Consider the following 13530-nt stretch of genomic DNA (forward strand, 5'->3'; position numbering starts at 1 on the left):
CATCAATACACGATTTCGATCGAGCTTCCCGCGAATTCGCCGCGCAATGCCGTGATGAGATCATCGGTCGGTTTTACGCGCCACGCGTCGCCGAGCCGTACTTCACCCTCCGCATGCTCGCTGCGATACACGATACTCACGTTCAGGCCATTCGGGATATGCACCGGCTGCCGCTGGCCACGGCCGCCGTCGCGATCACCGCCTCGCGAACCTCCGCGCGACGGTGCCTGCACTGCTGCCGATACCGGCGCAGCGGCCTGTTCAGGCGGCGCGCTATGCGCTTCCAGCACCTTCTTAAGCCGCAGTGCGTCGGCGTTGCCGTTCATTTCCACCTTCACCGCCTGCGCATAGCGGCTGCGTGAACGTTCGAGATCCATTGCCGCATCCACCGTGAAGCGAATGCCGCCAGTGAACGCGTCATTACGCGCCTGACCCTGCACGACCAGCAACTCGTCTTCCTTGTAGAGCGCCTTGTTCGCTTCGAACTGCTCGTTGTACACGGTGACTTCACACTGGCCGGTGCCGTCGTCCAGATTCACGATCAGCATCTTGCCGCGCTGGGTCATCTGCGTGCGCATGGTCGTGATCACACCCGCGACAAGCTTGTCGCGCCCTTCCTTCAATTCGCCGATCTTCTGGCGCACGAAACGCCGCACTTCGGTCTTGTAGGCGTCGAAGAGATGGCCCGACAGGTAGAAACCCAGCGCGCTCTTCTCCTCCTGCAAACGCTTCTTGTCCGACCACATGGGTTCGTCGAGAAGCTCGTGGCCTTGCTGGGGTTCGTCGCCCATGTCGAAGAGGCCGGACTGCATGGCGTTGGCCGCGGCTTGATCGGCCGCTTCCATTGCAAGAGATACCGATGCGATCAATTGCGCCCGGTTCTCATGCAACGAGTCGAATGCGCCCGCACGGATCAGCGCTTCCACCGTGCGCCGGTTCACCATGCGCCGATCCACCCGCATGCAGAAGTCGAAGAGATCGGTGAACGGCGCTTCTTCCCGCGCGCGCAAGATTTCTTCGATAGCACCCTGCCCGCTGCCCTTCACCGCGCCGAGGCCGTATCGAATGGTCTTCGAACGCGTGCCGTCCGCTTCGGCCACCGGTTCGAAGCGGTACGCCGACTGGTTGATGTCCGGCGGCAACACGGCCATCTTGTTGACCAGGCAATCCTCGAACAGGATCTTGACCTTGTCCGTGTCGTCCATGGCGAGCGACATATTCGCCGCCATGAATTCAGCGGGATGATGTGCCTTGAGCCACGCCGTGAAATACGCGAGCAACGCATAAGCGGCCGCGTGCGACTTGTTGAAACCGTAGCCGGCGAACTTCTCCATCAAGTCGAAGATTTCGTCGGCTTTGGTGGCGGTCAGTCCATTCTTCGCCGCGCCCTGCCGGAACAGTTCGCGATGCTCGGCCATTTCCTCGGCCTTCTTCTTACCCATCGCGCGACGCAGCAAGTCGGCGCCACCGAGCGAATATCCGCCGATGATCTGCGCCATCTGCATCACCTGCTCCTGATAGACCATGATGCCGTAGGTCTCTTTCAGGACGGACTCAACACGCGGGTCCGGATACTCCACGATTTCGCGACCGTGCTTACGCGCGCAGAAGCTTGGGATCAGGTCCATTGGACCCGGCCGATACAACGCCACCAGCGCGATGATGTCCTCGAACCGGTCAGGCTGCGCATCCTTCAGCATGCCCTGCATGCCGCGGCTTTCCAGCTGGAACACAGCAACCGTATTGGCTTTCTTGAGGATTTGGAACGAAGCGGGATCGTCGAGCGGAACCTGCGACAGACTCCAGTTTTCCTTCGATGGGTCCAACCTGCGGATATACCGCTCCGCCCAGTCCAAGATCGTAAGCGTAGTCAAACCCAAGAAGTCGAACTTCACCAGCCCGACCGCTTCCACGTCGTCCTTGTCGTATTGGCTGACGACACCGCCGTCTTCACCCTGCGTATAAAGCGGGCAAAAGTCCGTGAGCTTGCCCGGCGCGATCAGCACACCGCCCGCGTGCATGCCGACGTTACGCGTCAACCCTTCCACGCGCTGCGCAAGTTCGATCAGTTGATGCACTTCGTCTTCATTGTCGAAGCGTTCCTGCAGCGTAGGCTCTTCCTTCAGCGCATCCGCGATGGTCACGTGCTTGCCTGGCTTGAACGGGATCAGCTTGGCGATGCCATCGGTGAACATGTAACCCAGGTCGAGAACCCGGCCGATATCGCGCACAGCCGCCTTCGCCGCCATCGTGCCGAAGGTCGCGATCTGTGACACGGCGTCCGCGCCGTATTTCTGCTTCACGTACTGAATGACGCGGTCACGCCCTTCCTGACAGAAGTCGATGTCGAAGTCAGGCATCGACACACGGTCCGGATTCAGGAAACGTTCGAACAGCAGGTTGTATTTGAGCGGGTCGAGGTCGGTAATGAACAGCGCGTACGCGACCAGCGAACCGGCGCCCGAACCACGGCCCGGACCGACCGGCACGCCATTGTTCTTCGCCCACATGATGAAGTCGGCGACGATCAGGAAGTAGCCCGGAAAGCCCATGCCAATGATGGTCTTGCACTCGAATTCCAGGCGCGCGTAATACGTCTCGCGCTGCGCTTCGCGCGCGGCTTCATCGGGATAAAGCTGGATCAGCCGTTTCTCGAGACCTTCCTTCGACAAATGCACGAGGTAGTCGTCGAGCGACATGCCATCGGGTGTCGGGAACAGAGGCAGTTTCGGCTTGCCGAGTTCGAGCGTCAGGTTACAGCGCTTCGCAATTTCGACCGTGTTCGCGAGCGCCGATGGAATGTCCGCAAACATTGCGCACATTTCCTCTTGCGTACGGAAATATTGCTCGGTCGTGAAGCGCTTCTGACGACGCGGATTCGCGAGCATATCGCCTTCGGAAATACACACGCGCGCTTCGTGCGCCGTGAAGTCATCCGGGGTCATGAACTGCATCGGGTGCGTAGCGACTACCGGCAGCTTGAGCTTCGCGGCCAGCGCGACGGCCTGCTGGATGTACGTCTCGCCGCCCGGTAGCGCCGCGCGCTGCAACTCGATGTAAAACGCACCCGGAAAAAGCTTGGCCCAGCGCTCCGCGTGACGTTCCGCGGCTTGATCGTTACCGGCGGCGAATGCCATGCCAATATCGCCATACTGCGCGCCCGACAGCGCCAGCAAACCTTCCGACAATCCGCTTTCCAGCCACTCGTATTCGACTTCAGCGCGGCCGCGATATTGATTCGTCAACCAGGCTTTCGACAGCAGTTCGCACAGGTTGAGATAACCGCGCTGGTTCTTCACCAGCAACAGCAAACGCGAGGGTTTGTCGCGATCTGCGGGATTGGTGATCCAGACGTCGCAGCCGGCAATGGGTTTGACACCCTTGCCGCGCGCTTCCTTGTAGAAACGGACGAGGCCGAAAGCGTTGCCGAGATCGGTCAGCGCGAGCGCGCCCTGACCGTCCTTGGCAGCGGCTTTAACGACGTCGTCAAGGCGCACGATGCCGTCGGCAATCGAGAATTCGGAGTGAACACGAAGATGGACAAAGCGGGGATCTGACATGAACGATATTGTACATGCGCCTATTCGCGAAATTCGCCCCGACGGCTGCGTTAGCCGTTCGGCCAGGGCTAATCAAGCCGGATGAAAAAAGTGCCGCATCGACGTGGGCTCATCGGCCGATCGGTCGAGTCGGAAGCGCGCGCCGTTTGCGGGATAATACGGATTCGGTGAACGCCCCTGGCGCTCGTCGAATCCGCTTTTTCCTCCGGCAACGCCCGTTTTCCAGCACTTTAAGAGCATTCGCGTCATGAGCATCGTCAACCTTTCCTCCTATAAGTTCGTGACCATCGAGAACGGCGCCGACTGGCGTCCGCAGATTGTTGACCGGTGCACCGCACTCGGCCTGCGCGGCACGATCCTGCTCGCGCCGGAGGGCATCAACCTGTTTGTCGCAGGCGAGCCGGAGCAAATTGGCACGTTCATGGACTACCTGCGTACTGACTCGCTCTTCGAGGGGAAATTCGCCGATATCGAGTTCAAGGAAAGCGTGTCGGCCACGCAGCCTTTCGGCAAGATGCTCGTCAAGCTCAAGCGCGAAATCATCACCATGAAAAAGCCGGCAATCCGGCCTGAACTGGGCCGGGCGCCGTCCGTCGGCGCGGCCACGCTGAAGTCGTGGCTGGATCGGGGACATGACGACGAGGGCCGTCCCGTCGTCATGCTCGACACGCGCAATGCGTTTGAAGTCGACGTCGGCACCTTCGATCAGGCGCTCGATTACCGCATCCCGAAATTCAGTGAATTTCCGGGTGTAATCGAGGAACATCGCGCGGATCTCGACGGCAAGACAGTGGTGTCGTTCTGTACGGGCGGGATTCGCTGTGAGAAAGCGGCCATCCACATGAAGGAAGTGGGCATTGACCACGTCTATCAACTCGAGGGCGGCATTCTTAAATACTTCGAGGAAGTGGGCGGCGCGCATTACCACGGTGAGTGTTTTGTATTCGATCACCGGACGGCGTTGAATGCCGCGCTCGAACCGGCGGCGATTACGCAGAACGGTGAAGCCCAAGGTGTGGGGGCCACGGCAACCACGGAAGACGACGCCACCGATACCGACGAGGCACACGCCGCGATAACAGCAGACGGCCAGGCGTCGTTCCCTAGCCCGAACCACGGCCCGCACGAATCGCACGCAGAGGCTTCCGGCACGCCAGCGGCGCACGACCTTTCGTCGCGCGCCCCGCGCTGATCTGATGGCCGCGTTGTGCATCCCAAACTCACGGGTCGGCGGGCGAGATGAACGCTGAACCGGGCTATCGCGGCCGCTTTGCACCCTCCCCCACCGGTCCGCTGCATTTCGGCTCGCTGGTGAGCGCGTTGGCGAGTTTTCTCGATGCCCGGGCTCATCGAGGAACGTGGCTGGTCAGGATCGAAGACGTCGACGGACCGCGCACCGTGCCGGGCGCGGCCGAGGAAATCCTGGACACGTTGGGCAGGTTCGGCATGGTTTCCGCCGAACAACCGGTCTGGCAAAGTCAGCGTGAAGTTGCATACCAGCAGGCCTTCGAGCAATTACTGGCCGCCGGCTTCGTGTTTCCGTGCGCTTGCACGCGTCGTGAAATAGCTGATTCGCTCGCACACAGCCGCACCCGCCACACCCACGCTCGACACGCCACGCTGGCTTATCCGGGTACATGTCGCAACGGGCTGCATGGAAAACCACCGCGTGCGTGGCGGATGCGCGTTCCAGATGGCGACGCCGCCGTTTTGAACTTCAAGGATCGCTGGCAAGGAATGCAAACGCAAGACTTGGCAACAGAGGTCGGTGATTTCGTCCTCAAGCGTGCGGATGGAGAGTGGGCGTATCAACTGGCGGTAGTCGTGGACGACGCAGCGGCTGGCATTACGCATATCGTGCGCGGCGCCGATCTGCTGGACTCGACCGCGCGCCAGATTTATTTGCAACGCTGCCTGGGCGTTTCAACGCCCGCTTATCTGCACGTGCCGGTCATAGTGAACGAACAAGGTGAGAAACTTAGCAAGCAAACGGGTGCAACGGCGCTTGATACCAGAGCCCCGCTGATCGAGTTGACGCAAGCGGCAAAGCATCTCGGTCTGTATCCCTCCCCGGCCGGTTCGCTCGAAGCGTTTTTCTCCGATGTAACGGCGCAATGGGCGAAGCGGTTCGCGATTTAGGATCGTTATTGCAGGACGTTGAAAATAGAGCGTTGAAAAACAAAAAGCGGCATCTCTGCCGCTCCATCGTTTTTTTCACTCACCCTACCACCAGCCGGTAACTCAAGACCCCGACGGTGTTCTCCGCGGCATCCCCAGTCCACCGAGCAGCGCAGCCAGCGGCTGACGCGGCGTGTTCTTGCGTTCGGCTTCCGCAGCGGCGTCATCCTGAGTTTTTCTCGTCGATGCCGCCGACGGCTCGTACGGCTTCAGGAAGAAATCGTCGATAGGTTGCTGACGCGTATGCGAACGCTCGAACGATGTCGAACGACGACGCGGCTCCTCGCTACGCGCATGCCGATGCTCACCGCGCTCCGGCCGCGCCGAGCGCTCTTCGCGGCGAGGAGCAGAAGACGATTCGCGCCGCACCGGCACGTCGACCTTCAGCACCATGACTTCCAGCGGCCGCTTGATCAGCTTTTCGATATCGGCGAGTTGCTTGCGCTCGTTCGGGCTGCACAACGACAAAGCGTCACCCGACGCACCCGCACGACCCGTACGGCCAATCCGGTGAACGTAATCTTCCGCGCTGAACGGCAGGTCGAAGTTGATCACAGCCGGTAGATCGGTGATGTCGAGACCCCGGGCGGCCACATCGGTTGCGACCAGCGCTTCGATCTCGCCCTTCTTGAATGCGTCGAGCGCCTGCATGCGCTCGCCCTGCGTACGGTCGCCGTGAATCGCCGTCGCAATAATCCCGTCCTTCTCCAGCACGCGCGCCAACCGGCTCGCGCCGATCTTGCTGTTACAAAACACCAGCACCTGTTTCAGGCCGCGCTCACGAATCAGTTGCGTCACTGCGCCGGATTTATCGCTTTCCGCGACTTCGAACACGATCTGCCGAACGTTCGCGTTCGTGGAATTGCTGCGCGCGACTTCAATGGTTTGCGGATTACGCAGATAGGTTGCTGCAAGCTTCTTGATTTCACCCGAGAAGGTGGCCGAAAACAGCAGCGTCTGACGTTCCTTCGGCAACAAATTCAGGATGCGCTGCAGATCCGGCAGGAAGCCCATGTCGAGCATCCGGTCGGCTTCGTCGAGAACGAGAATCTGCACCTGGCCAAGATTCAGCGTCTTTTGCTGAACGTGATCGAGCAAACGTCCGGGCGTGGCGATCAGAATTTCAACACCGCGACGCAACGCTTCCGATTGCGGGTTCATGTCGACACCGCCGAACACCACCGTGCTGCGCAACGGCGTGTGCTTGGAATACGCCTGTACGTTGGCCGCGACCTGGTCGGCGAGCTCACGCGTTGGCGTGAGAATCAGCGCGCGCACCGGATGGCGGGCGGGCGATGCGCTCGTGCTGGCCATGGGCAGCAGACGCTGGATGATCGGCAGGGAAAAACTCGCCGTCTTGCCCGTGCCCGTTTGCGCGGCGCCCATCATGTCGCGGCCGGCCAGCACCACGGGGATAGCTTGTGCCTGGATCGGCGTGGGGATCGTGTAGCCGGAATCGACCACCGCTCGCAGGATGTCGGCGGACAGGCCGAACTGGTCGAACGTGGGCACGGGACCGGGCACCGCGGATTCGGTGGCGCCCAACTCGAGCGCGGGGGCGAATGTGGCAGCGGGCGCGGCAGGACTCGCTTGAACTTCAGTGCTGGAATCAGCCCCGGGTGCGGCGTCGGATGAAGCGGCGGACGGGTTCGTGGCGACGGAATCGGACATGGTGACTTTGGTGGCTTTCGCTTTCGCTAAAAATGCGCCGGAGCGGCGCGCGAGCGGTCATTCCACCGCTCATGGACATCGGATGAAGAAGAACCGCGTGTTTCGTCGATGCAACCGGCAAACAACGATCAACGCGCGGACTTCAGATCCGCAGGGTTTCGTTTCGCTGCGAATCCTCGCTTGACCCGGTCTGACGCAACCGGATGGCGTAGTACGTAAGCGGTACAAAGCGGGTGCAAACGGCTAAGTACGGGTGGCAAGTGCTGGTGCTGCATGACCATGACGGCAACCGCCGCAGGCATGAAAAAGCTTGGCAATCGATATGAAAGAACACCGATCTGCCGGCCCAAGGACCTGGCTTCCCGTCCGGTTCCCGATCCCCGCCGGGTGAGGCGCTCGGACTACGGGAAAGCCCGCTATTGTAGCACTCCCCCGCCCGCCATCACGTTGATCCGCGACGCGCCTTCAAGGCGGCGCCGCGGCCGGGAAGCCCGGCCAGACGGACCTCGACGGCGCGGCCTCGGCTGCTATAACAGCCTATTTCGGTTTCTGCACGGGTTTCGGCGCATCCCTGACGACCATCAGACGCAATTCCGTCATGTCCTCGATCGCGTATTTCACGCCTTCCCGGCCCAGTCCGGAATCCTTGACACCACCGTATGGCATGTTATCAACGCGAAATGACGGAACATCGTTGACCACCACGCCGCCTACTTCCAGTTCGTCCCACGCAAGATTCACGTTCGTGAGGCTGTCCGTGAACACGCCGGCCTGAAGACCGAAATCGCTGTCATTGACCGTTTCGAGCGCCTGGCTGAAGTCCGTGAACTTTTCCAGGATCGCGACCGGCCCGAACGCTTCCTTCCGATACAGATCCTGGTCGCGTTGCACGCCTTCCAGCAACGTCGCTTCGAACATTGCGCCTTCGACCTTGCCGCCCGCGATGATTTTCGCGCCGCTCGCCACGGCGCTTTCCATCCAGCCGGCCAGCCGCTTCGACTCGGATTCCGAGATCATCGGGCCGACGAAGGTCTTCTCGTCCTTCGGATCGCCCATTTTCAGCGACTTCGTTTTCGCGATGAGCTTTTCACGCAAGGCGTCGTAGATATCGGCGTGAATCAGGATCCGCTGCACGCCGATGCAACTCTGCCCCGACTGATAAAACGCGCCGAACGCCAGCCGGTCCACAACGTAATCCAGCCGGTCAGCCTGATCGCGATCGACAATCGCCGCCGCATTGCCGCCGAGTTCCAAAATCACCTTCTTCTTGCCCGCTTTCTTCTTCAGCTCCCAGCCGACCGCCGGCGATCCCGTGAACGACAGGAGACGGAACCGATCATCGGTGGTGAAAAGATCAGCGCCGTCGCGATGAGCCGGAAGAATCGAGAACGCACCTTTCGGCAGATCGGTTTCGGCGAGAATTTCGCCCATGATGAGCGCGCCGACGGGCGTGCGGCTCGCCGGTTTAAGCACAAACGGGCAACCCGCCGCGATGGCCGGCGCGACCTTGTGCGCCGTGAGATTCAGCGGAAAATTGAACGGCGAGATGAACGAGCACGGGCCAATGGGCACGCGTTTGTAATAGCCGTGGTAACCGGCCGCGCGCGGCGCGATCTCCAAGTTGATCATGCCGCCGTCAATACGCACCGACTCCTCGGCCGCGACCCGGAAGGTATCGATCAGCCGCGTGACCTCGCCTTTCGAATCGTTGATCGGCTTGCCCGCTTCAATGCACAGCGCCTCGGCGAGTTCATCGAAACGCTCGCGAAAGCGCTTCACGCAATGATCGAGCACCGCTTGCCGCTGATACGGCTTGAATTCCCGCATCGCGCGCTGGGCCGCAACGGCGTGGCCGATGGCCGCATCGATCGCCTTCGCGTCCGCCATTGCCACGCGGGTCGCCACTTCGCCGCTGAATTTATCGGTGACTTCCAGGTCCGTGTTCGCCGCGACGGCGACGTTTGCCAGGTAATACGGATAGGTTTTCTTTAGCATGTCAGCCTCTGCTTAGCCGCTAGTAGGTCTAAAGTTGCGCGCTGAGCCGTTTGATTTCGCGGTTCAACACGCGCTCGTTGTCCGAATAGTCGATAGGCACATCGATCAGATGAACGCCCGGCGTCGTGAAACATTCCCGCAGCAAGGGCGCGAGCTCGTCCGCCGAATTCACTCTATGCCCGAGCGCCCCATAACTTTGCGCATATAAGACGAAATCGGGGTTCCGCAGCGTCATTCCAAAATCCGGAAAATTCATGTTTTCCTGCTTCCAGCGGATCATGCCGAACGCATCGTCGCGCAGCAGGAGAATCACCAGATCGAGCTTCAGCCGCACGGCCGTTTCCACTTCCTGCGAATTCATCATGAAACCGCCGTCGCCGCAAACGGCCATTACGTTGCGGTCGGGGTGCACGATCTTGCTTGCAATAGCAGACGGCAGGCCCGCTCCCATCGATGCAAGCGCGTTGTCTAGCAGAATGGAATTCGGTTCGTGCGCCCGGTAATAACGCGCGAACCATATCTTGTACATGCCGTTATCGAGGCAAATGATGCCGTCCTTCGGCATGGTGTCGTACACGTCCTTGACAATGCGCACCGGATAAAGCGGGAACCGGTCGTCGTGCTGGCCCTTTGCCAGTTGCGCGTCGAAATGTTCCTTGATCATCTTGAAGCGCGAAAAATCCCAGTTTTGCTCGCTCTTTTTCAGCAATTCCTTCATCTGCCACACCGCGTTTGCGATATCCCCCACCACTTCGATCTGCGGGAAATACACCGGATCGACCTGTGCGCCGAGGAAATTCACGTGGATCACGGTCTTTTCATCGCCGTCGCCGCTACGCATGAAAAACGGCGGCTTTTCGATCACGTCATGGCCGATATTGATGATGCAATCGGCGTGATCGATCGCGCGATGCACGAAGTCGCCATCGGAAAGCGTGGCGTTGCCAAGCCACATGGGATGCGACTCATCGATCACGCCCTTGCCCATCTGCGTGGTGAAGAACGGAATGCCGATCTGGTCGACAAATTCGCGCAACATCTTCGTCGTGGTCTTGCGATTGGCGCCCGCGCCGATCATCAGCAGCGGATATTTCGCCTCGCGGATCGCCGCGACGGCATGCTCCACCGCCTTTTCCTCCGCGATCGGACGACGGCTGAAACTCTTCGGGATCGGCGCGCCGTCGCCCTCTTCGTGCGCCACGTCTTCCGGCAGTTCAAGGTGCACGGCGCCCGGACGCTCTTCTTCCGCGCGCCGGAACGCCTCGCGCACCGACGCCGGAATATTGCCGATCGACACCATCGAGCGCGTGTATTTGGTGAGCGGCTCCATCATCCGCACGACATCGACGATCTGGAAACTGCCTTGCTTGCTCGATTTGATCGGCTTCTGGCCAGTGACCATCAGCATGGGCATGCCGCCGAGTTGCGCGTACGCGGCGGCGGTCACGAAATTGGTCGCGCCGGGCCCGAGCGTGGCCAGGCACACGCCGGTCTTGCCCGTCAGGCGGCCGTAGGTTGCGGCCATGAAACCCGCAGCTTGTTCGTGGCGAGTCAGGACGAGCTTGATTTTGGAGCGGCGCAGCGACTCGAGGAGATCGAGATTTTCCTCGCCGGGAATGCCAAACACGTATTCGACTTTTTCTGCTTCCAGCGCTTTGACGAACAGATCCGATGCTTTCATGGAGAGTCTCGCTTGGGGACGGCGTGCACGGTAAATGTCGTGCAAAAGACGGAAATGAAATGGACCGGGTGCCGCTGAATGAGGCCACACGAAGGCCACAAGAAAGCCACACGAAGGCCGCGCGGCACCCGCCCGTCCGTTTATGGTCAGTTGACCTGCACGCGGTTTGCGCGTGCGGATACAACCTTACTCCGGATAGCCATTCGATGTCGCGGACGACGGCGCGGGTTTAAGTCAGCGGAAGCGTCAGCCTTCAAACCTTACAGGCGTCCGGGTTCAAGGTTCTGGATGAATCGGACGTCGAAAAATCGGACGTCGAATACAAAGAGCCCGTTCCAACGTGAATCGGAACGGACTCTTTTTCATCGTGCGGTCAAACGGCTCTCTAGCTTTCCGTCTTGCAGTCGGCAAGTATCGGCGGGGCCTTCGGATCGGCGGTGTCGTCGGTGAGCGAACCTTCAGGGCCTTTGGTCCACCACGTGTAGTGGTCGCCAACGTATTTCGCCCCCGATGCCGCCAGAACATTCACAAACAACATCTTCCGGCCATCGACGGTCAGCAGCGCAAAACTCTGCTTGTTCTTCGTGTTCATGTACTGCACGGTCAGCGTGCCGCCGCCGCGGCATTCGTAACGCAGCGTGTTGGTCGTCGCCGTCTGAATCTGCGGCACGGTCAGCGGCATCGCGACCGCCGAATGGGTCACGGACATCAAAACCAGCGTACCGGCTGTCAAAGCGATCGATCTGACCATTCGTTCCGTCCATTGGAACCGCGCTTGCCTCTTTCCATCCTTCATCGTTCTATCCTTTCGTTACCTCTTTCCTGGTGAACCCGCCGTGCAACCGCCAAGCGTCGGATGCACGGAGCGGCGTCGAACCCGGTCTGCTGGAATAGCCGACGCCTTCAAACGACTCACCCAACATCATCAAGGATCAATGACGCCCGCGCACGCATCGGTCGGCGCGGCTGCCACATGGCCGACCAGCGGCACCATCTTCAATCCCGCCGATGCCACCCGGCACGGCGCCGCCGCCACACCGCATCCGGCTAAACCAACCAACGTCGCGCACAGCGCGACCATTGCACACCATTTCACTTGAAACCTCCGTGCCGCCCGCGAAAAGCTCGCCGCGAGCGGCGTGTTGCCGTCATCGCGTGGAGACGGGTCTTACCTTAGACGCGGCCAGCTTCGCGCGTTCCCGCGCTTCGTCGGTATCGCGTCCAGTTGCAAGCGCAACGCCCATGCGGCGCTTCGCGAAGCTTTCCGGTTTGCCGAACAGGCGCAGGTCCGAATCGGGCACGGCGAGCGCGTCAGCGACACCTTCGAACGCGACGCCCGCTTCGTCCAGCCCGCCATAAATCACCGCCGATGCACCCGGCGCGCGCAAGGTTGTATCGACGGGAAGACCGAGGATCGCGCGCGCGTGCAGGTCGAACTCAGAGAAGCGCTGCGTGGCAAGCGTGACCAGACCCGTGTCATGCGGTCGCGGACTGACTTCGGAAAACCAGACGTCGTCGCCGCGCACAAACAATTCGACGCCGAACAATCCGCGGCCGCCCAGCGCCGTGGTGACTTTCGCGGCAACATCGCGCGATTTAGCAAGCGCCACGGCGCTCATTGCCTGCGGTTGCCACGATTCCACATAGTCGCCCGCCACCTGGACATGGCCGATCGGCTCGCAGAAATACGTCTGCAGAGCGCCCGTTTCCGGGCTGACCGCGCGCACGGTGAGCTGCGTGATCTCGTACTCGAAGTCGATAAACCCTTCCACGATCACGCGCCCATGATTGACGCGGCCGCCGGCCATGGCGTGCTGCCACGCCGGTTCGATATCCGCGGCGCTTTTGAGCACCGACTGCCCCTTGCCCGACGACGACATCACCGGCTTCACCACGCACGGAAAACCGATCTTGCCGATGGCCGCCGTCATCTCGTCCAGCGACTCGGCGAACGCATAGGGCGACGTCGGAAGCCCAAGCGTTTCGGCGGCGAGACGGCGAATGCCTTCGCGGTTCATCGTGAGTTGCGTCGCGCGCGCGGTCGGGATCACGACGGCAAGCCGCTCGGCTTCGATTTCGGCGAGAGTATCGGTTGCGATGGCCTCGATCTCCGGCACGATCAAATGTGGCCGTTCAGCTTCGATCAACGCGCGCAGTGCCGAGCCGTCGGTCATGTCGATCACATACGAGCGATGCGCGACCTGATGACCCGGGGCATCGGCGTAACGGTCGACCGCGATCGTCTCCACGCCGAGCCGCTGCAACGCGATGATCACTTCCTTGCCGAGCTCGCCCGCGCCGAGCAGCATCACGCGCGTCGCGCCGGGCGTGAGCGGCGTGCCGATTTTCGCGGGCTGCTGCATCGGCTGCACGCCGGATTGAGGGGAAGAAACGGCGGACGCAGCGGACTTCGCGCTCTGCATGGGTGCTCCAGAAAAAGAGGCC

The 13530-nt window shown here is 60.9% G+C and carries 9 protein-coding genes; 2 read left to right on the forward strand and 7 right to left on the reverse strand.

The window, feature by feature from the left end; genetic code table 11:
* Positions 1–2: 2 nt before the first annotated feature.
* The gene (dnaE, locus tag HB376_RS09855; RefSeq protein ID WP_213763534.1) at positions 3–3569 is read right to left on the reverse strand and encodes a DNA polymerase III subunit alpha; all 3567 of its coding nucleotides are present in this window, start codon (positions 3567–3569) and stop codon (positions 3–5) included.
* Between the two features lie 238 nt (positions 3570–3807).
* Here dnaE and HB376_RS09860 point away from each other — a divergent pair, with 238 nt between their 5' ends.
* On the forward strand, positions 3808–4752 hold the full coding sequence (locus HB376_RS09860) for a sulfurtransferase (RefSeq protein WP_255631255.1): 945 nt from the start codon (positions 3808–3810) through the stop codon (positions 4750–4752).
* A gap of 47 nt (positions 4753–4799) precedes the next feature.
* Positions 4800–5699, forward strand: a complete 900-nt coding sequence (gluQRS, locus tag HB376_RS09865) for a tRNA glutamyl-Q(34) synthetase GluQRS (protein ID WP_213763467.1) — start codon at positions 4800–4802, stop codon at positions 5697–5699.
* Positions 5700–5801: 102 nt separating this feature from the next.
* Here gluQRS and HB376_RS09870 read toward each other — a convergent pair whose 3' ends face one another.
* The 6 genes from HB376_RS09870 to purT form a co-directional block, all read right to left on the reverse strand.
* Positions 5802–7409: a DEAD/DEAH box helicase gene (locus tag HB376_RS09870; RefSeq protein WP_213763468.1), complete on the reverse strand. Its 1608-nt coding sequence runs from the start codon at positions 7407–7409 to the stop codon at positions 5802–5804.
* 537 nt (positions 7410–7946) lie between these two features.
* A complete protein-coding gene (locus tag HB376_RS09875) occupies positions 7947–9404 on the reverse strand; it encodes an aldehyde dehydrogenase family protein (protein ID WP_213763469.1) in 1458 nt (485 codons plus the stop codon).
* Between the two features lie 28 nt (positions 9405–9432).
* Positions 9433–11085 (reverse strand): acetolactate synthase large subunit, encoded by a 1653-nt coding sequence (locus HB376_RS09880; protein WP_213763470.1) that lies wholly within the window; start codon positions 11083–11085, stop codon positions 9433–9435.
* 385 nt (positions 11086–11470) lie between these two features.
* Positions 11471–11836: an MliC family protein gene (locus HB376_RS09885; protein WP_255631256.1), complete on the reverse strand. Its 366-nt coding sequence runs from the start codon at positions 11834–11836 to the stop codon at positions 11471–11473.
* Between the two features lie 174 nt (positions 11837–12010).
* On the reverse strand, positions 12011–12166 hold the full coding sequence (locus HB376_RS09890; protein WP_346730470.1) for a DUF6726 family protein: 156 nt from the start codon (positions 12164–12166) through the stop codon (positions 12011–12013).
* A 67-nt stretch (positions 12167–12233) separates the two neighbouring features.
* Positions 12234–13448: a formate-dependent phosphoribosylglycinamide formyltransferase gene (gene purT / locus HB376_RS09895; RefSeq protein WP_213763536.1), complete on the reverse strand. Its 1215-nt coding sequence runs from the start codon at positions 13446–13448 to the stop codon at positions 12234–12236.
* Positions 13449–13530 lie beyond the last annotated feature (82 nt).

The sequence above is a fragment of the Caballeronia sp. dw_19 genome (assembly GCF_018449515.1).
Classification (GTDB): domain Bacteria; phylum Pseudomonadota; class Gammaproteobacteria; order Burkholderiales; family Burkholderiaceae; genus Caballeronia.